Genomic DNA, 18,503 nt, shown 5'->3' with positions numbered 1-18,503 from the left:
GCCGGGCGGGCGCTTTTGGTCAGCGCAACGACACGCTCCGCAGCCTGAGCGCATTGCCGATCACGCTGACCGACGAGAGGGCCATCGCCGCGGCCGCGATGATCGGGGACAGCAGGATGCCGAAGAACGGGTAGAGCAGCCCCGCGGCAATCGGAACCCCCGCGGCGTTGTAGATGAAGGCGAAGAACAGGTTCTGACGGATGTTGCCCATCGTGGCACGGCTGAGCTGGAGCGCCGTCACGATGCCTTGCAGATCGCCCTTGAGCAGGGTGACGCCGGCGCTCTCAATTGCGACGTCGGTGCCTGTTCCCATCGCGACGCCGATGTCGGCGGCGGCGAGAGCGGGAGCGTCGTTGACGCCGTCGCCTGCCATCGCGACGATCCGACCCTGAGACCGCAACTTGGCGACGACGCCGCTCTTCTCTTCCGGCAGCACCTCGGCCTCGACCTCGGCGATGCCAAGCCGGCGAGCCACGGCTTCGGCGGTCGTCCGGTTGTCTCCCGTGAGCATGACCACCCGGATGCCGGCAGCCTGGAGAGCCTTGATCGCCGCGGGCGTGGTTTGCTTGACGGGATCGGCAATCGCCAAGAGGCCGGCGGCCTTACCGTCGATCGCGACCACGATGACGGTGGCGCCATCGCCGCGAAGCACCTCCGCTTCCGCGGCAAGCGTCGCGATGTCGATGCCGGCTTCGCCCATGATGCGATGGCTGCCGATGACCAGCGAATGGCCTTCGACGATCCCGGTGACGCCCTTGCCCACGGGACTGTCGAATTCCTTGGCCTCGGCGAGCGTGAGTCCCCGTTCCTTGGCGGCCTCGACGATCGCCTCGGCGAGCGGATGTTCGCTGGAGCGTTCCAGTGTGGCGGCTAGACGGAGCACCTCGTCCTCGGCGAAGCCTTCGGCGACCTTCAGGCTCGTCAGTTTCGGCCTGCCCTCGGTCAGCGTCCCGGTCTTGTCGACGACCAGCGTGTCGATCTTCTCGAAACGCTCCAGGGCCTCGGCGTTCTTGATGAGCACGCCCAGGCTCGCGCCGCGGCCGACACCCACCATGATCGACATCGGCGTGGCGAGCCCAAGCGCGCAGGGGCAGGCTATGATCAGCACTGCGACGGCGGCGACGAGACCATGCGCGAAGCGCGGCTCGGGCCCCCAAAGCATCCAGGCCCCGAAGGCGATCACCGCCACGCCGATCACCAGCGGCACGAACCAGCCGGAGACCTGGTCGGCGAGGCGCTGGATCGGCGCGCGCGAGCGCTGGGCCTGGGCGACCATGGCGACGATGCGCGAGAGCATGGTGTCGTTGCCGATCTTGCTGGCGCGCATAACGAAGCCGCCGCTGCGGTTCAGGGTACCGCCGATCAGGAGCGAACCGACCTCCTTGGTGACCGGCATCGACTCGCCCGTCACCATCGCCTCGTCGATCGAGCTGCGGCCCTCGACGAGTTCACCGTCAACGGGCACGGTCTCGCCGGGACGGACCCGCAGCCGATCGCCCACCCCCACCGCATCGAGGCCGATGTCCTCATCGCTGCCGTCATCGCGCACGCGCCGCGCCGTCTTCGGCACCAGGTCGAGCAAGGCCCTGATCGCGCCGCCCGTCTGTTCGCGTGCCCTCAATTCGATAACCTGCCCCAGCAGGACCAGCAAGGTGATGACCGCCGCCGCCTCGAAATAGACCGCCACCGACCCTTCGACGGATCGGAACGTCGCCGGAAAGATGCCAGGGGCGATGGTCGCGACGACGCTGTAGATCCAGGCCACGCCGATGCCCATCGCGATCAGAGTGAACATGTTCAGGCTGCGGTTCACGATCGACTGCCAGCCTCGTTCGAAGAAGGGCCAGCCGGCCCAGAGCACCACGGGCGTCGCCAGGGCGAGCTGTATCCAGTTCGAGGTTTGCGGACCGAGCCACATGTGCAGGTCGAGGAGATGCCCTCCCATCTCCAGGAGGAACACGGGAAGGGCCAGCCCGAGGCCGACCCAGAAGCGGCGCGTCATGTCGCGCAGTTCGGCGCTAGGCCCAGCCTCGCCCGTCGCGATCTCCGGCTCCAGCGCCATGCCGCAGATCGGACAGTTTCCCGGCGTTGGCTGCCTGATCTGGGGGTGCATGGGGCAGGTGTAGATCGCTCCGGCCGGCGCAGGCGCGGTGGCAGGTTGCTCGCCCTCCGACAGGTATCGCTCAGGCGCCGCCTTGAACTTGGTCTCGCAGCCCGCGGAGCAAAAGTGATACGTCTGGCCGTCATGGGCCGCGGCATGCTTGGCAGTGGCCGGATCGACCGTCATCCCGCAGACCGGGTCCTTCTCGACGGGGGCTGCCGACGTGGGGCGATGGTCATGACCAGGTTCGCCATGGTGGTGATCGTGATGGGTCATGGGGGCCGGCTTTCTGCTCGATGACGAGCGGCCTGGGGAACCGGGCCTGTTGGCCCGGCTCGTTGGCGTCTGGGTGGCGTCTCGCCACGCTTCGATGGATCTCCGTCCGCGACGGAGCCTAAGATTACTTCGGGGCGTTCTTGGTCAGCCACTCACGCATCTCGGCGATCTCGCGCTCCTGATCCTTGATGATCTGAGCGGCCATCGCCTTCGTCGTCTGGTCCTTGGCATGGGCCAGGGCGACCTTGGCCATGTCGATCGCGCCCTGATGGTGCGGGATCATCTTGGTGCGGAAGTCGACGTCCGGATTGCCGGTGTAGGGCACCGCCATGTCGTGCATCATCTTCATGTCGGCGGCCTTGAAGTCCTTGGTCGAGGCCGCGTCGCCGGCTGCCGGCATCATCGTCTTCATCATGGCCTGCATGGAATCCATGTCCATCTTTCCCATGGGGGCCGCGCCAGCCGCGGGGGCCGCGCCATGCCCCTGATGGGACGATTGCGCGAAGGCGGAGCCGGCGAGGGCAAGGAAGATCAGCGTGGTGGGGATCGAGCGTTTCATCGGTTCGGTTCCTTCTTCGGGGTCAGTCGTGGGTGAAGCGCGCCTGCAGCGCGTGGCCATCGGCGAGCGTGGCGGAGACAACGACGCGTGCGCCCTTGCCGAGGGATTGGGCGAGGCTGCCGACGAGCTTGTTGGGTTCGACAGGCGACAGCGCGACGGTAGCGGTCTTGCCGGCATCCTGGACGATGGCGCGGGCCGACTTCGTTCCCGCGGAGGCGAGCGGCTTGTCGGCGGCGTCGGTGAGGTAGAGGACGAACTCGGTCCCCTTCGCCACCATCTCGACATGGTGGCCTGCGACGTCGGCCACGGGCCCGCCGTTAGGACCCTTCGAGACCTCATGGGCCTCGGCGGTCGACGCGAAGCCGACGATGGCCAGGACGGCGATCGATTTGAGCATGTTGGTTCTCCTTTCTCTCAGTAGGTCTCGGCAGGTGTCAGTTCCCCGCCTTCCGAGGCGCGGCCAGCCGCGATGCGTTCCAATGGCTTGCGGCCGAAGGCCAGGAACAGGAGCGGCGTCAGCACCGTGTCGATGATCGTCGCCGATATCAGGCCGCCGAAGATCGTGACGGCGACCGGATGCAGGATTTCTCGGCCGGGCTGGTCGGCGCCGTAGAGCAGCGGGACAAGTGCCAACCCTGCCGAGAGCGCGGTCATCAGCACCGGCGTCAGGCGTTCCAGGCTGCCGCGGATGACGAGGTCGCGCCCGAAGCTCTCTCCTTCGTGGAGCGCCAGGTTGATGTAGTGCGAGACCTTGAGGATGCCGTTGCGCGCCGAGATGCCGGCGAGCGTGATGAAGCCGACCATCGAGGCGACCGAGAGCGGCTGCCCGGCGAGGTGCAGTGCGACCACGCTGCCGATCAGGGCAAGTGGGATGTTGCCCATGATGATCAGTGCCAGCACCACCGACTGGTAGCGGGTGAACAGCACCACAAAGATCAGCGCGAGCGATACGAGGCTCAGTAGCCCGATCCGCAGCGTCGCCTCCTCCTGCGCCTGGAAGGTGCCCTCCATGCGGGTGACATAGCCCTGAGGCAGCGGCGTCTGAGCCACGACCCCGCGGATGTCGGCGATGATCGCCGTCATGTCGCGCTGCCCGTCGCCGTTGCCGTAGACCGCGATGCGGCGTTGGCCGTTCTCGCGCTGGATCTGGTTGGGGCCGTCCGTCTCCGAGACCGAGGCGATCATGCGCAGGGGCACGTGCCCGGACGGCGTCGCGATCAGGAGGTCCTCCAGTCCGGTCGTGGAGCGATCCTGGTCGGACAGGCGCAGCACCACGTCGTAGCGGCGGTTGCTGCTGCAGCCCAACTGGTCATGGCCGATTCCTTCGGTTCAGGTAGAGGGTGGGATGGCGAGGTGAAGCGCGACCAGGAGGATTGCGGCCAAGGAGATCGAGAGCCCGACCAGCATGATTCCTGCAGGCGTCGCCTCGGGAAGACGACCGACAAGTGCGGCTACTGTCACCGTCCCAATCATGCTGAGACCAAGCCACCTGACCAGGCTTCGCCAAGCGCAACGATCGCTTCCGTGATATCGGCATGCTGGTCACGGCCCTCTCTTGCTGTCACACTGGGCATCGCAGAGTAGCTTCAATCGCTTAGCTTATTTGTAACGATGGTAACATTCAAGAGGTTCCATGGCAGCGCTAGAATGGTTACTTTTGACGTACAAGGTGCCGGCCGAGCCCGCGCGAAAGCGCGTCTCGATTTGGCGCAAGCTCAAGGGGATGGGCGCCGTCTATCTGCAGGGCGGCGTCTGCGTACTGCCCAAGACCGACGACCATCTCCGTCGTCTCAAGGTTGTCGAGAACGAGATCGCCGAGGCGGAGGGCGAGGCGCTGCTGCTGGCGACGGTCGGTCTCGACCAGAAGCAGCAGGAAAAGATCATCGCCCGGTTCAACGCCGACCGCGACGACGAGTACAAGGAATTCATCGAGAAGTGCGTCGCCTTCGAGGAGGAGATCGCGGAGGAGACCCGCGTCAAGCACTTCACCTTCGCCGAGCTGGAGGAGAACGAGCAGGAGCTAACCAAGTTCAAGACGTGGATCGCCAAGATTCAGAAACTCGACTTCTACAAGGCGCTGCGGGCCGAGGAGGCTGCCGAGCGGTTGACCAGGTCGGAGGCGATCCTCGACGCCTACGCCCATAACGTCTTCGCGGCGCAGGACGAGAATAAGCCGGCCGACAGCGGCAAGCTGGGTTAGGTTCTGCCGCCATGACCCTTGAACAGCTCAGGATCTTTGTCGCCGTTGCCCAGCGCGAGCATGTCACGCAAGGCGCGCGCGAGCTGAACCTTACCCAGTCGGCGACGAGCGCTGCGATCACCGCGCTCGAGACGCGTCATGCCGTAAAGCTGTTCGACAGGGTCGGGCGCCGCATCGTGCTGACCAAGGCGGGGCAGATCTTTCTGGTGGAAGCGCGTGCTGTGCTTTCGCGCGCGGCTTCGGCCGAGACCGTCCTGGCCGATCTTGCCGGGCTGAAGCGCGGGACGCTGGCGCTCGCAGCCAGCCAGACGGTGGCGAACTACTGGCTGCCGCCGCTGATGCAGCGCTATAAGGAGCGCCATCCCGGAATCGCGCTCAGTCTGACGATTGGCAACACCGAAACGATCGCGGCCACGATCCATGACGGCGTGGCCGATCTCGGCTTCGTCGAGGGACGGATCGATGATCCTCATCTTGCCATCGAGACGGTCGGCGCCGACGGGATGGTGCTTGTTGTGGGTCGAGAGCACGGCTGGGCGGAGCTTGGCTGCGTCGATGCGAGTGAGTTGCCAGCGACGCCCTGGGTGTTGCGAGAGCCCGGTTCAGGTACGCGCGCATTGTTTGAACAAGCGCTCGCTGGAGCGGGTCTCAGATTGGACCGCCTGACGATCGCACTGGAGCTGCCCTCGAACGAGGCCGTGTGCTCGGCCGTCGCCGCGGGCGGCGGCGCGACCCTGATCTCACGCCTGGTAGCGGAGGCGGGCCTGCGCTCTGGCGCGCTGATCGCGGTTGACGTCATGGTCCGGGATGGCCAGCCTGGGTTCGTGCTGAGTCATCGCAATTTCCTGGCCCTGCGTCACAAGGAACGCCACCTCACGCAAGCGGCACGAGCGTTTTACGCGCTGATCGAGGCAGGCGGCGAGACGCGGGGAAGCGTATGAAGTTCGCCGCTCCGGTTAGGCGACCCCAAGCAGCCTGATCAACGCGTAGCTGATGGCGGCCAGCACGATCAGCGAGAGCGTGACGGCCGCGATAACGCGTGGACCTGCCTTGGCGACCGTACGGATGTCGACGCCGAGCCCAAGCGCCGCCATGGAGACGACGGTCAGCAGATTGGCGACAGTCGCGATCCACGGCAGCGCGATCGCCGGGATCAGGCCTGCCGAGCGGAAGGCGGCCATGACGAGAAACGCGACGATGAACCACGGCACCAGATGGTGGATGGGCACCCGGTGCGGCATCGGGCGGTCGCCGGCCGTGACGTGAGGAGCGGGCTCGTCGCTGTCCTTGCGCAGACGGCCGGTCAGCATCGACAGGACGAGGACGACCGGCCCGAGCATCAGCACGCGCACGAGCTTGACCAGCGTGCCGATATGGACGGCCACGACGCCGGCCGGAGCCGTCGCGGCGATGACCTGCGGCACGGCATAGACCGTGAGGCCCGACAGGATGCCGTACTGGGTCGCGCTCAGGCCCAGCGCCGGGATCAGCAGCGGCAGGCCCAGCACGACGAGGACGCCGAGCACGGCCGTGAAGGCGATCGAGGAGGCGACGTCGTCGCCATCGGCGCCGATGACCGGCGCGACCGCTGCAATGGCCGAGTTGCCGCAGATCGAGTTACCGCAGGCGATCAGGATCGCCAGCCGGCGCGGCAGGCTCAAGGCGCGGGCGATGCCGTAGCTCAKGGCGATGGCGAAGGTGACGATGCCGGCGATGCCCAGCAGCAGGCCGGGCCCTGCGGCAATGATCGTGGCGGCGCTGAGCGAGGCGCCCAGCAGGACGACCGCGACCTCCAGCATCGTCTTGGCCGAGAATGTGATGCCCCTGCGCCATGCCGCTCCAGGCGACCATGCCGTCCGCACGGCGGTCCCGATCAGGATCGCCAGTACCAGCGCTTCCAGCCAGGCGCGATCGAACAGGCGCTCCTCGATGTGCTCCAGCGCGAACGCTCCACCGGTCACGGCGAGGCAGAGCGCCAGGCCCGGCAGGATGGCGCGCAGCTTGCCGCCGGCGCCGGAAGCCGGATCACGGGAGGCGGTGTTGATGGTCATCGACGACATCGGTTGGTCCTGGCGTGATCGGCTACGATTGGGTCACAGGAAAATGAAGCACCATGATTGATCCATCCAACGACTAATCATTCTCGTTTCGTTCGATGAAAGCGAATGATCGCGTCGGGTTGAAAATGGGCACACGCGCGGCATCGGGCGTGATTGCGCTTGGTCGCTGATGACGGAGCGCGCGCTGGCTGCCATGATGTCGACCGGAATCCCTGCGACCTTCGGCCGGCGAAAGACACGATCCTGCGCAAGACGATCGAACTGGCACTTCGGGAGAACTGGCAGCGGCTGTTCGGCTATGCTGTCAGGCTGAGCGGCAGCCGGGACGCCGCAGGCGATCTGCTGCAGTCCTGCGCGAGCAAGGCTCTCGCCAGCCCGTCTATTCCAACCGAAGCGTCGCAGGCGCGGGCTTGGCTGTTCAAGGTCCTGCGCAACTGCTGGATCGACGATCACCGCCGGTCTTCGGTGCGAGCCGTCGACGGGCCTGTCGAGGCGTGGAGCGACACGCCTTGGGGCTGCGACGACCGGCTCATTGCAGAAATCACCGTCAAGCAGGCGCTGCAGAAGATCGACCCGGCTCATCGCGAGATCATCGAACTGGTCGATATCGCCGGCTTTCGCTATGCCGAGGCCGCCGATATCCTCGGGGTCCCGCAGGGCACCGTCATGAGCCGCCTGAGTCGCGCCAGACTGGCGCTTCTGGAGATCGTCTCGGCCGAGAACGTCACACCGATCACAGGCAGTCGACGCCATGCAGGATGATGCCCAGACCAAGTCGATGAACTGGGAGATGCTCAACGCCTATGTCGACAGCGAGCTCGATCCTGCGGCGGCCGCCAGCGTCGCGACCGCCGTCGCGCGGGATCCCGTGCTCGCCCTGCGCATCGCCTCGTTGACGCAGTTGCGGGCCGTGACCAGCAGTCTTGCAGCGTTTGACGCAGCGCCGCCATTCAGCCTGCCTCGGCGACAGGCGACCGCTTGGCGCCCGGCTGCGTTGGCGGCCTCGCTCGTCATCGCCCTTGGGCTGGGCGCTGCGCTTTGGTCGTTCCCCAGACCTTCGGCTTCGACACAGATCGCGGCGGCCGTCGCCGCGCATCAGGACTGGCTGGCGGGAAAGCTCGATGCAGCCAGTGGCGATCGGGTCAAGATCGTGATCACCTCGGCGTCGGGAACGACGCTGCCCGATCTATCGGCGGCCGGCCTGCAGCTATCCTATGTTTCCAGCAACCCGACGGCTGCCAGTAGCGGAGTTCTCGCAGGCTATCGCGGACCTCATGGCTGCCGGCTCGGTCTGTGGATCGCGCGCCCCGACGACAAGTTCGGACCGACGCCTGCCTCTCGCGACGAGAGCGGCCTTCGAATCCGGGCCTGGAACGATGCCGGAGCCGGCTACGCCCTGATCAGCCGCAGCATGGATCCTAAACGGCTCGACCGGCTCTCGAGCCTCGTCGCGCGGCTGATCGCACAGGGCCATGGCGCGACCGACGAGCAGCGCCTGGCTCTGGCCGAGGCGGGCCAGTTCGGCGGGCCCTGCCTGGCGTGAGATCAGGCGTGCGCGGCTCCATCCAGCCGCCGCGCTCCTGCGAGGGGGGCGCGATGGAATAAAACGCTTCGATCGCACGTTGTCTTTCTCGTGAGGAATATGTCCTCTGGGAGAGACGCCATGTTCGACAGACGACAGATGCTTAAATCTGCGGGTGGAGCGGCATTGGGACTGAGCGGAGGTCTGATCGCTGGATCGCGCCTCGCAGCCTTCGCCGCCGACACAGTGACCTTGCCATTTGGCAATGGCGATCGCCCGCTCGTCACCTATCCGGGAAAGCGCCCGCTGATCGGGCTGACGGCCCGGCCGCCACAGCTGGAGACGCCGTTCAGCGTCTTCAACGAGGGCATCCTGACTCCAAACGACGCTTTCTTCGTGCGCTATCATCTCGCCGACATCCCGCTCGAGATCGATCCTGAAACGTTCAAGCTTGAGATCAAGGGTAAGGTCGCGACCCCGCTCTCGCTCTCGTTGCACGACCTGAAGACCGGCTTCGAGCAGGTCGATCTCGTCGCCGTACATCAGTGTTCCGGCAACAGCCGCGGGCTGATCGACCCGCGCGTTGCCGGCGGCCAGCTGTCCAACGGCGCCATGGGCAATGCGCGCTGGCGTGGCGTGCCGCTGAAGGCGGTGCTCGACAAGGCCGGGGTCCAGGCCGGTGCCCTGCAGGTCTCGTTCGGCGGCCTTGATGGTCCAGTCGTGCCCGAAACGCCCGATTTCGTGAAGGCGCTCGGCATCGACCATGCCCGCGACGGCGAGGTCATGCTTGCCTACGCCATGAACGGCGAGGATCTGCCCTGGCTCAACGGCTATCCGCTGCGCCTCGTCGTGCCCGGCTATTTCGGCACCTACTGGGTCAAGCACCTCAACGAGATCACGGTGCTCGACAGCGTCTACGACGGCTTTTGGATGAAGTCGGCCTATCGCATCCCCGACAACGACTGCGCCTGCACCGAGCCTGGCAAGGCGCCTGCGACCACCGTCCCGATCAACCGCTTCAACGTGCGCTCCTTCATCACCAGCGTGCTCGACGGCGCGACGGTGAAGGCTGGCGAGCTCGCACTGCGCGGCATCGCCTTCGACGGAGGTGATGGCATTACCGAGGTCGCGGTCTCCGCCGATGGCGGCCAGTCCTGGCGGGTCGCCAAGCTGAGCGACAGCCTCGGCAAATACTCCTTCCGCGAGTGGAAGGCAGCGGTGAGTCTCGGCAAGGGCGAACACAAGCTGATGGTTAAGGCGACCAACGCCAAGGGCCAGACCCAGCCGATGCAGGCGACGTGGAACCCTGCGGGCTATATGCGCAACGTCGTCGAGACGACGCGCGTGACAGTGGGTTGAGGGAGATGGATATGAACAAGCTTACCATGGCGCTATGCGCATCGGCCCTCGTGCTGGCCGGCGCCGGCTTCGCGCTCGCCAAGCCCAAGACCTATCAGCTGCCAGACGAAACGGCCGTGCTCAGGCCCGGGCCCGGGATGGACGCCGCGCAGAACAACTGCATGTCGTGCCACTCGGTCGATTACATCAACTTCCAGCCGTCCAAGAAGGGCCAGGCCTTCTGGGAGGCTGAAGTTCAGAAGATGATCAAGGTTTACCACGCCCCCATCGAGGAGGTCGACGCCAAGGCGATCGCCGAGTATCTCGCCAAGACCTATTGAGCGTCCGCCATTCGGGATGCGCTGGCTTAAAGCCGGCGCATCCCTTTTCTTCGTTCACGGCATCTGCATCTGGAGCGGCTTTCCCGGCGCATCGGCCGTGCCGGGCACGATGACGAGGTATTTGCGCATGTCGGGTGCTGCCTCCTGCACGACCTGCCGGATCGGGCCGATGGCATTGACGATCGCGGCGCCCGCCGGGTTCGTCATGAAACTCGCCACGGCCTGCAGCGGGCCAGCGCCCTTGGCGTCGTTGGCCAGCGCCAGCACATAGGGCTTCTTCGGCTCCAGCCCGGTCACGGCCGCCTGCAGCATCTGAACCAGCCCCTGGTTGAACAGCGTCACCTGTGTCGCAGCCTTGCCGTCCGCGCCACCCAGCGAAAGCTGGGCGGAGTTGGCCGCCGCCGCGAGCGGCTGGAGATTGGCCATGCCGTCGCCCTTCGTCACCGCGTTGGGAACATAGGCGACGCCCTGGGGCGCCTGTCCGAGCGGGATCGTCGCGATGACGCTGTTGCTGGTCGTGTCGATCACGGCAGCCGCATCGGCATTCTCCAGCCCGACATAGACACGCGTGCCGTCCCCAGACGGCCAGAGGCCGTGCGGAAGGGCGCCGACAGGAATGCTGGCGACCTGCTCGAAGCCGTCGGTGCGGAACACCTTGATCAGGTTCAGCCCGCCGACCGTGATATAGGCAAACTGCTCCTTGCCGTTGCGGACGATGTTGACGTGGTTCGTGATCGGGCCGGTGTCGAGCACCTTGAGCGACTGGAACGGCGGCTTGGCGTTGAACACCATCGTCTTGCCGATGTCCTTCAGCGTCAGCCAGACCTGTGCACCGTCAGGCGTGGCTGCGATATCGGGGCAGAATGGGCTGTCCTGCTTCATGCTGCCGACGAGCTTCTTGGTCCTGGTGTCGATCACAACCGTCTCGGGACTGAAGCTCGAGCAGACATAGCCGTAGCGGCCATCGGGCGAGAAGATCGTCATGCCCGGGCCGTTGGGCACCTTGATCCGCGTGGTCGGCGCGTAGCTCTTGCCGTCAAGCACCTGAATGTAATTCTCGCCGCGCACGGCCACCCAGACCTCCTTGCCGTCGGGGCGGAAGAAGGCTTCGTGCGGCGACCGGCCGACATAGGCCGTGTGCTTCACCGCATTGGTCTGCGTATCGATGAAGCTCACGGAATTGGAGCCGATCGAGACCACCGCGAGCGTCTTGCGGTCAGGCGAGAAGCCCATGCCGTGAACCAGCACCTGGCCACGATAGAGCGGGCTGAGGTTCGCCGGCGTCGGCTCACCGAGCTTGATCACGCCCAAAAGCTTGTTCTGCGAGGGGTCGATCACAGAGACCGTGTTGGAGAACTGGTCGGAGGTGTAGAAGCGGTCGCTCCTGCTGATCGCGATATCGGGCGCGTCGGCGCGACCGGGCGCCTGGCCGGCGAAGGCGGGGAGAGCAGTCGAGAGCAACAGCAGGGCTGCAAGGCGGGTGATCATGGTTTCATGTCCTTGTGGTCGTGATGACCGTGCTGGGGGGCCGAGGCGCCTGCGGCATTGGTCGGCGTAGCGGGTTTCTCGTCGAGGATCGCCTGCATCACCGCGATCTCCTGGCGCTGCTCGACGATGATGCCCTGCGCGAGACGGCGCAGGCGCTCGTCGCGGCCGAAACGCAATTGGATCTGCGCCATCTCGACCGCGCCCTGGTGATGCGGGATCATCATCGCTGCGAAGTCGCGGTCGGGGTCGCCGGTCGGCTTGGCGGCTGCCATGCCGTCATGCATGCGCGCCATCGACCGTTCCATCGCGGCACTGAAGGCCATCATGTCGGTGGCGGCGATGCCGGCGGCGTTGATCGTCGATGGTCTTGGCGTTTCGGTCGCATGGGCCGCCGAGCCCATCGCGATAAGGCCGAACACGGCCAGTCGGAGCGTTCGCATCGTTCCTCCATTGCAAATTCATATGGAGTTCAACGTGCGAGAGGCGTCTTTCATTCCGACGGGACTGTCCGAGCCCGAACACGAGCACGTGTGCTTGACGCCGGATCAGACTGACGATGGCACTTGCCCGTCCACTATCCGCCAGCGGCCTCCGAGACGATCTGCTCAAAGATCGGATCGAGTTCGCGGCCGAGAGCTTTGATCGCTTCGCCATCGTAGCGACCGAAAACCGTGCTCGGCAGATGGTAGCGCAGGCTCGTCGTGCCGTCGGGCTCCTCGACCAGATGGATGCGCACCGGCGCCTCGATTCCGGCATCGATATTGGCTTCCAGCATGCGCGTGGCGAAATCGTTGCGGAAGACGCCAACCACGACATCGCCACGGATCGTCACGCCGCGCGCCTTGGCGCCGTCGCTGGCCGATGCGCGCGTCACCGCGTTCATTCCGGCCTTGGCGATGGCCGCACTCAAGCGCTCCTGCATCGGGGCGAAGGCCTGTTTTGTGAGAACGATGCGGTAGCCCACATCGACCTGAGCCTGAGCCTGTGATGGCGGCATGAGAGGCGCGAGGCCGATGCCGAGACACGCGGCGAAGACGATTGCAGATGAGGTATTCCAGCCCATGCGACCACGCTTCATTCGGTTTGGGAACGACAGCATTAGCGCCTCTGCGGGAGGACGAACCTCACCATGCTGCGACATCAGCGTGATCGCGCCTTAACTCGCCGGCTTGTGATTTCGTTGCGACAGGAACCCTGCTCATGACAGTGTGTGGGAGTCAGAGCGCGATGACGCTATCGGAAGCTGCTGGACCAAAGAGCACGGTCTGCGATGGCGCGAGCGGGCGACGCGTTGCTGTGCTGGCCGTCGTGGCAGTTGGCGCCATCGTCGTACTTGCCGCCCTCAATGGCGCGTCCTGGCGCGAATCCATACTGTCGCTCGTCGGCGCAGCTCTGGGTTTCGTGCTGTTCCAATCGACGTTCGGCTTCGCCGGAAGCTTTCGGGCGGCACTGGAGAAGCGCGATTTCTCCGGCTTCCGGGCGCAGGCGATCGCGCTCTCACTCACCAGCCTAGTCTTTTTTCCGCTACTGGCGATGGGCAGCGTCTTCGGCCAGCCGCTCAGCGGCTTCGTCACCCCGGTTGGCGTATCCTTCGTGATCGGCGCGGTGCTGTTCGGCATTGGTATGCAGATCGGTGGCGGTTGCGCCTCGGGCACTTTGTTTGCGCTCGGCGGCGGCAACGCCCGCCTGCTGATGACACTCGCCTGGTTCATCGTCGGCTCTGCGGTCGGTGCTGCGCATCTGGGCTTCTGGTGGCGGCTCCCGAGCCTCTCGACCGGCACGACGCAGGACTGGATCGGGTGGCTGCCGGCCTTGCTCCTGCATCTTGCCGTTTTCGGCACGGTCATTCGTGTCGTGCCGGCACCCGCACGCGAGATGGGCCCGCGTTCGCTGCGCGAGATCGCCGGAATGCCCTGGCCCTTGCTCTGGGGGGCGGTCGGGCTCGCCGCCCTCAACACTCTGACCTTGATTCTTGCCGGCCGCCCCTGGGGTGAGACGGCCGGCTTTACCCTTTGGGGCTCCAAGGTCGCGGCATCGATCGGGTTCGACCCGGCGTTATGGCCTTATTGGCAGAGCCACGCGGCGGCACTCGGCGACAGCGTGTTCTCCGACATCACATCCGTGATGGATTTCGGGATCGTCGCAGGAGCCACGTTGGCTGCCGGGCTTAGCGGGCGCTTTCTCCTGCGCTCGGGCGGCGATGCGCGGGCGTGGTGCGGCGCGATCCTGGGCGGATTCCTGATGGGCTATGGCGCGCGCTTGTCCGATGGCTGCAACATCGGCGCCTATTTCTCGGCACTGGCGTCGGGAAGCCTGTCGGGCTGGGTCTGGGTGGCTGGTGCCTTCGTCGGCAGCGCATTGGGGCTTCGCCTGCGACCGCTGTTCAGGCTGCCATAGCGGGCTTTTTCGGCTGAACAAAGCGATCGTAGGTGGTCATTCCCGCGAGCATCGCTAAGACGAACAGCATGACAGGAGTCAGCCCCAGCGAGAGCGCGGCTAATGCAGGACCGGGGCAAAAGCCGGCGAGGCCCCAGCCAATCCCGAAGATGGCGGAGCCCAGGATCAGGCGCGTGTCGATCGGCGTGGTCGCTGGTAGGTGGAAGCTGTCGTCGAAGGCCGGCTGCCGCAGCCGCCGACGCATCACCATTCCCGCGAAGGCGACCATCACGGCGCCTCCCAGGACGAAGGCGAGACTTGGATCCCAGGCGCCGCCCACATCCAGGAAGCCGCGCACGCGGGCGGGGTCGAGCATGCCCGACAGCGATAGGCCGAGGCCGAAGATAGCGCCACAGGCGAGCGCGGTCAGGATTTGCATCGCTCGGTTCATGGCGAGACGAGCCTCATCAGTGTGACGGTTGCGACCCCTGCGCTCAGGAAAGTGATGACGGCCGCGATCGAGCGCGGCGACAGGCGAGCGAGGCCGACGATGCCGTGCCCGCTGGTACAGCCCGAACCCATGCGCGTGCCGAAGCCGACCAGCAGCCCGGCCAGAGCGATGACGGGCAGTGACGCCGTGATGCTCACGGCCGGCCAAGTGCCCGAAGCCAAGCGGTAGGTCAGCGGACCGAGGATCAGCCCGATGACGAAGGCCGCATTGGTGGGCATCTGCGCGCCTTGCGCGAGCCTGCCGAGAATGCCGCTGATGCCGGCGACGCGGCCGTTGAGAAGCAGGAGCATGGTGGCCGAGAGGCCGACCAGCATGCCTCCCAGAAGCGAGGCCCAGTAGGGGGTCATGGCGCGGGCTCCTCTGCGCAGAAGATGGCGTGGAGCGCCTCGACGAGATGGGCGGCCTTCTGCTCCGTCAGGCGATAGAAGATCTGCTTGGCCTCGCGCCGCGTCGCGACGATCCCGGCCTCTCGCAGGATGGTGAGTTGTTGCGAGAGCGTCGGCTGCCGGATGCCGAGTTCCTCTTCGATCTGGCCGACGGAATACTCGCCCTCGACCAGCGTGCAGACGATCATCAGTCGGTTGCGGTTGGCGAGCGTCTTGAGCAGGCCTGCAACCTCGGCCGCCCGGCCTGATAGCTCGGCTCGGGTCATCGACGGCCTCGACGACTGTGTCATAGCGCATCGTCCCAGGCTGCACCGACCAGTGCATCAAGTGGAATCTTCAGGTAGCGACGGCCGTTCGATTCAGGCTCTGGCAGGCGGCCGCCGCGAATGTTCACCTGCAGCGCGTGCAAGATCAGCTTGGGCATCGACAAGGTTTTGTCGCGGGCCTCACGCAGGACGACGAAAGCGGCCTCGTCACGTCCGACGATGTGAGCGTTCGACTGCTTCTGCTGGCCGACCGTGCTCTCCCAGCGCGGAGCGCGGCCATGAGGCTGATAGTCGTGGCCGGTGAACAGGCGCGTCTCGTCGGGCAGCGCCAGGATCGATTGAATCGACGCCCATAGCGCCTTGGCGCTGCCGCCGGGGAAATCCGCCCTGGCCGTGCCGCCATCGGGCATGAACAGCGTATCGTGGACAAAGACGGCGTCTCCGATGACATAGGTGATCGAGGCCAGCGTATGGCCTGGCGAGAACAGCACGGAGACGTCGAGAGAGCCGAGCTTGAACCGCTCGCCATGGGCGAAAAGCCGGTCCCACTGCGAGCCGTCCGCCGCGAGCTCGGGCCAGTTGTACAGGCCCTTCCAGAGCCTCTGGACGGCGACGACCTGTTCGCCGATCGCGGTCTGCGCACCGGTCTGCGCCTTAAGGTACTGGGCGGCCGAGAAGTGGTCGGCATGAGGATGGGTGTCGAGGATCCATTCGACGGTCAGGCCCTGTTCCCTGACATACGCGAGGATGGCGTCGGCCTGGGTCGTGGCGGTCGCGCCTGATTTCTCGTCGAAGTCGAGCACGGGATCGACGATGGCGCAGCGCTTCGTGGCCGGGTCTGTCACGACGTATTGGATGCTGAAGGTCCGGGGATCATAGAAGCCCTTGACCTGCGGCTTCAGGACCGCGCGTCGGTCGAGCCAGGCCTTCGCGCCGGCAAGGTCGAAGCCAAAACGACTGCCGAAATCGAGCAAGTCGTCGGCCTCTATGCGGCCGTCAAGAACTTCGCCAAGCGCATGAAGCGTCAGGGCACGCAGTCCAGTCTTGCAATGGGCGAAAACCGGCCCTGGTGCCAGCCTGAGACCCCTCTGGAACGCCGCGACGTCGGCGTCCGTGATCGCAGGGCCCGTCACCGGGATGAAGGCGTAGGCCATCCCGGCTTCTTCGGCGGCCTTACCTTCTGCTGTAGAGCCCGGCTGTACGGCGTCCTCGGCGTCGGGGCGGTCGTTAATGACCATTTTGAAGCCCTGCGACGCCAACACAGCGAAATCCACCTCAGTCGGCTGGGCGCCGATAGACAGCGTTTCGCAAATTTTGATCGGTTGCATCGCCGGCCTCCAAGGCTCGATGAGAAATTCAATATACAGTTATATAAAATATATATTGACTACTACAAGCCCCTGGCGTGGTTGGCTGCAAGTCCGTCGGGATTGCTTTGTAGACGTCGATTGCATCCTGGTTTGAGACGCAGTCGCCGGGGGCCACAGCCAGCAGCCGTCAAGCGGTCCGACTACGGTGCACCGGTCGTAGCAAGGGACGTAGGCGGTGACAGAGACCGATAACAGCTTCGGCAACTACCCCGATCGATCTCATATCCCGCCGGGTCGCTTCCGACAGGAGGTAAGAATTATCGGGCGCCTCTGCCCATCAAGCTGGTCCTGACATTCAGGCGGGCAGAACGACGACCTTCGATCCTTTCGGAATGCGGTTGTAGAGATCGATGACGTCCTGGTTCATCATGCGGATGCAGCCGGACGAGACGGCTTCACCAATCGTCTCAGGCTCGTTCGTCCCATGAATGCGATAGAGCGTGTCGCGGCCATCCTTGAAGAGGTATAGGGCGCGGGCGCCGAGCGGATTGGTGTCGCCGCCAGCCATCCCGCCGGTCCACTTCGCATAGCGCGCCGGTTCTCGCTTGATCATATCGGGCGTCGGCGTCCAGCGCGGCCATTGTGCCTTGCGCTCGACCGTTGCGGAACCTGTGAACTCCAGACCCTCGCGCCCGACGCCGACGCCATAGCGGAGCGCCTTGCTGTGCTCCTGAATAAGAAAGAGGTATCGGTTCGCAGGATCGACGATCAGCGTGCCGGGTTGATGTGCAGTCGGATAATCGACGAGTTGACGCAGGTTGCGCGGACGCAGGTCTTCAAGCGAGACGGCGGGGACCTGGAACGGCTCACCGCCGACCGCGCCATATCGCCTTAGATCCAGGGCGCTGAACCCGGGCGCTGGAGGCTTCGCCGGAATAGGCTGTTGCGCGATGGTCGTACAACCGGCTGCAGCCAGAGCGATCATGAGGCCAGCTAGACGCCGCGTCGGCTTGGAGATGTCGGTCATGGGAGCTTTGAGGCCAGTCACAGGGCCGCCTGCTTCTTGCGCGCGTCAGCGACGACCTGCTTGAAGCCAGCATAATCCTGGGTAGAGGTTCGGAACGGGCCGATGAGATACGTCGGCGTTCCCTGCAGCCCGAGCGACTCCGCCTGCGCCATGTTGCGCCGGAGCAGCGCGGTAATCTGGGTAGCCTTGCCGTTTACATCCGCTTCGAGCCGGGCCATGTCGACGCCGGCGCCCTTGATGGCCGCGGCGATCTGCTCGCGGCCGAGCCGCCCTTTGGTCGCCATCAGCGCATCATGGGCCTTGGCATAGGCGCCCTGATAACCAGCGGCGAGAGCGAGCTGTGCCGCGTAGATCGAGGTCTCGGCGATGACCGGCCAGTCCTTGTAAATGATCCTGATTTGGCCATCTTCCCGGACGAGGCGGGCGAGATCAGGGGCGGACTTCTTGCAGAAGGGGCAGTTGTAATCGAGAAAGGCGACGATCGTGACGTTGCCTTTCGGATTGCCGGACACCGGCGCCTCTGGATCGTTGAGGATGGCCTCGGCATCGGGATCGCGTCCCTGGGCAAGCGCCGATCCGGGCGTGGCGGCGAGAAGCAAGGCCAGGCCTTTGATGATCGTCCGGCGATCCTGCTGCATCGGTCTGGTCCTTGTCGGCTGGTGAAGGCGGCCTGTACGGCCGCGACTGCAGCCATCGGCGCTTCCCAGCTTAAGCCAGCCTTAAGCCGCGCCGGGATGCTGCC

General features: G+C 65.4%; 19 protein-coding genes and 2 pseudogenes. 7 read left to right on the top strand and 14 right to left on the bottom strand.

The window, feature by feature from the left end:
• Positions 1 to 19: 19 nt before the first annotated feature.
• The 4 genes and pseudogenes from AC1DZY_RS11545 to AC1DZY_RS11530 form a co-directional block, all read right to left on the bottom strand.
• Positions 20 to 2,377: a heavy metal translocating P-type ATPase gene (locus tag AC1DZY_RS11545; protein WP_476820256.1), complete on the bottom strand. Its 2,358-nt coding sequence runs from the start codon at positions 2,375 to 2,377 to the stop codon at positions 20 to 22.
• 124 nt (positions 2,378 to 2,501) lie between these two features.
• Complete coding sequence (gene copM / locus AC1DZY_RS11540) at positions 2,502 to 2,936, bottom strand: CopM family metallochaperone (RefSeq protein ID WP_476820255.1); 435 nt, start codon at positions 2,934 to 2,936, stop codon at positions 2,502 to 2,504.
• Between the two features lie 22 nt (positions 2,937 to 2,958).
• Positions 2,959 to 3,333, bottom strand: a complete 375-nt coding sequence (locus AC1DZY_RS11535; protein ID WP_476820254.1) for a hypothetical protein — start codon at positions 3,331 to 3,333, stop codon at positions 2,959 to 2,961.
• Between the two features lie 17 nt (positions 3,334 to 3,350).
• Positions 3,351 to 4,223: pseudogene (locus AC1DZY_RS11530) on the bottom strand (efflux RND transporter permease subunit); the annotation flags it as partial.
• Positions 4,224 to 4,569: 346 nt separating this feature from the next.
• Between AC1DZY_RS11530 and AC1DZY_RS11525 the strand changes: the two are divergent.
• Positions 4,570 to 5,136: a Chromate resistance protein ChrB gene (locus AC1DZY_RS11525; RefSeq protein ID WP_476820253.1), complete on the top strand. Its 567-nt coding sequence runs from the start codon at positions 4,570 to 4,572 to the stop codon at positions 5,134 to 5,136.
• A gap of 11 nt (positions 5,137 to 5,147) precedes the next feature.
• The gene (locus tag AC1DZY_RS11520) at positions 5,148 to 6,077 is read left to right on the top strand and encodes a LysR substrate-binding domain-containing protein (protein WP_476820252.1); all 930 of its coding nucleotides are present in this window, start codon (positions 5,148 to 5,150) and stop codon (positions 6,075 to 6,077) included.
• Between the two features lie 15 nt (positions 6,078 to 6,092).
• Here the strand turns inward: AC1DZY_RS11520 and AC1DZY_RS11515 are convergent, their stop codons facing one another.
• Positions 6,093 to 7,187, bottom strand: coding sequence for a YeiH family protein (locus tag AC1DZY_RS11515; RefSeq protein WP_476820299.1), 1,095 nt, complete (start codon positions 7,185 to 7,187; stop codon positions 6,093 to 6,095).
• Positions 7,188 to 7,355: 168 nt separating this feature from the next.
• Between AC1DZY_RS11515 and AC1DZY_RS11510 the strand changes: the two genes are divergently transcribed.
• The 4 genes from AC1DZY_RS11510 to sorB all read left to right on the top strand — a co-directional run bounded on the left by AC1DZY_RS11510 (position 7,356) and on the right by sorB (position 10,397).
• Entirely contained in the window at positions 7,356 to 7,958 is a 603-nt protein-coding gene (locus AC1DZY_RS11510) for an RNA polymerase sigma factor (RefSeq protein ID WP_476820251.1), read from the top strand.
• Positions 7,948 to 8,739 carry an anti-sigma factor gene (locus AC1DZY_RS11505; protein WP_476820250.1) on the top strand — a complete coding sequence of 264 codons (792 nt, stop codon included), beginning with the start codon at positions 7,948 to 7,950 and terminating at the stop codon, positions 8,737 to 8,739. Before AC1DZY_RS11510 ends, AC1DZY_RS11505 begins: the two co-directional genes overlap by 11 nt.
• 120 nt (positions 8,740 to 8,859) lie before the next feature.
• A complete protein-coding gene (sorA, locus tag AC1DZY_RS11500) occupies positions 8,860 to 10,077 on the top strand; it encodes a SorA family sulfite dehydrogenase catalytic subunit (RefSeq protein WP_476820249.1) in 1,218 nt (405 codons plus the stop codon).
• Positions 10,078 to 10,088: 11 nt separating this feature from the next.
• On the top strand, positions 10,089 to 10,397 hold the full coding sequence (gene sorB, locus AC1DZY_RS11495) for a SorB family sulfite dehydrogenase c-type cytochrome subunit (RefSeq protein ID WP_476820248.1): 309 nt from the start codon (positions 10,089 to 10,091) through the stop codon (positions 10,395 to 10,397).
• Between the two features lie 54 nt (positions 10,398 to 10,451).
• Here the strand turns inward: sorB and AC1DZY_RS11490 are convergent, their stop codons facing one another.
• The 3 genes from AC1DZY_RS11490 to AC1DZY_RS11480 all read right to left on the bottom strand — a co-directional run bounded on the left by AC1DZY_RS11490 (position 10,452) and on the right by AC1DZY_RS11480 (position 12,948).
• Positions 10,452 to 11,885: a YncE family protein gene (locus AC1DZY_RS11490; protein WP_476820247.1), complete on the bottom strand. Its 1,434-nt coding sequence runs from the start codon at positions 11,883 to 11,885 to the stop codon at positions 10,452 to 10,454.
• Positions 11,882 to 12,325: a CopM family metallochaperone gene (gene copM / locus AC1DZY_RS11485; protein ID WP_476820246.1), complete on the bottom strand. Its 444-nt coding sequence runs from the start codon at positions 12,323 to 12,325 to the stop codon at positions 11,882 to 11,884. Before copM (AC1DZY_RS11485) ends, AC1DZY_RS11490 begins: the two co-directional genes overlap by 4 nt.
• A 134-nt stretch (positions 12,326 to 12,459) precedes the next feature.
• Positions 12,460 to 12,948 carry a DUF302 domain-containing protein gene (locus tag AC1DZY_RS11480; RefSeq protein WP_476820245.1) on the bottom strand — a complete coding sequence of 163 codons (489 nt, stop codon included), beginning with the start codon at positions 12,946 to 12,948 and terminating at the stop codon, positions 12,460 to 12,462.
• A gap of 164 nt (positions 12,949 to 13,112) precedes the next feature.
• Between AC1DZY_RS11480 and AC1DZY_RS11475 the strand changes: the two genes are divergently transcribed.
• Entirely contained in the window at positions 13,113 to 14,282 is a 1,170-nt protein-coding gene (locus AC1DZY_RS11475; RefSeq protein WP_476820244.1) for a YeeE/YedE family protein, read from the top strand.
• On the opposite strand, the gene AC1DZY_RS11470 is transcribed toward AC1DZY_RS11475, so the two are convergent.
• From AC1DZY_RS11470 to AC1DZY_RS11445, 6 genes and pseudogenes are all read right to left on the bottom strand, one after another.
• Positions 14,269 to 14,712 (bottom strand): DUF6691 family protein, encoded by a 444-nt coding sequence (locus AC1DZY_RS11470; protein ID WP_476820243.1) that lies wholly within the window; start codon positions 14,710 to 14,712, stop codon positions 14,269 to 14,271. The two genes, AC1DZY_RS11475 and AC1DZY_RS11470, sit on opposite strands and share 14 nt — an antisense overlap.
• The gene (locus tag AC1DZY_RS11465; protein WP_476820242.1) at positions 14,709 to 15,119 is read right to left on the bottom strand and encodes a YeeE/YedE family protein; all 411 of its coding nucleotides are present in this window, start codon (positions 15,117 to 15,119) and stop codon (positions 14,709 to 14,711) included. Before AC1DZY_RS11465 ends, AC1DZY_RS11470 begins: the two co-directional genes overlap by 4 nt.
• Positions 15,116 to 15,424, bottom strand: a complete 309-nt coding sequence (bigR, locus tag AC1DZY_RS11460; RefSeq protein WP_476820241.1) for a sulfite-sensing transcriptional repressor BigR — start codon at positions 15,422 to 15,424, stop codon at positions 15,116 to 15,118. Before bigR ends, AC1DZY_RS11465 begins: the two co-directional genes overlap by 4 nt.
• Positions 15,425 to 15,444: 20 nt before the next feature.
• Complete coding sequence (blh, locus tag AC1DZY_RS11455) at positions 15,445 to 16,752, bottom strand: bifunctional sulfur transferase/dioxygenase Blh (protein ID WP_476820240.1); 1,308 nt, start codon at positions 16,750 to 16,752, stop codon at positions 15,445 to 15,447.
• 346 nt (positions 16,753 to 17,098) lie between these two features.
• Positions 17,099 to 17,761: pseudogene (locus AC1DZY_RS11450) on the bottom strand (L,D-transpeptidase); the annotation flags it as partial.
• Between the two features lie 17 nt (positions 17,762 to 17,778).
• A complete protein-coding gene (locus tag AC1DZY_RS11445; RefSeq protein ID WP_476820239.1) occupies positions 17,779 to 18,399 on the bottom strand; it encodes a DsbA family protein in 621 nt (206 codons plus the stop codon).
• Positions 18,400 to 18,503: the final 104 nt, after the last annotated feature.

The organism is Allobosea sp. P2_A10, from assembly GCF_056405115.1.
Note: the sequence above shows the minus strand (reverse complement) of the source record. Positions and strands in the feature narration are given on the sequence as shown.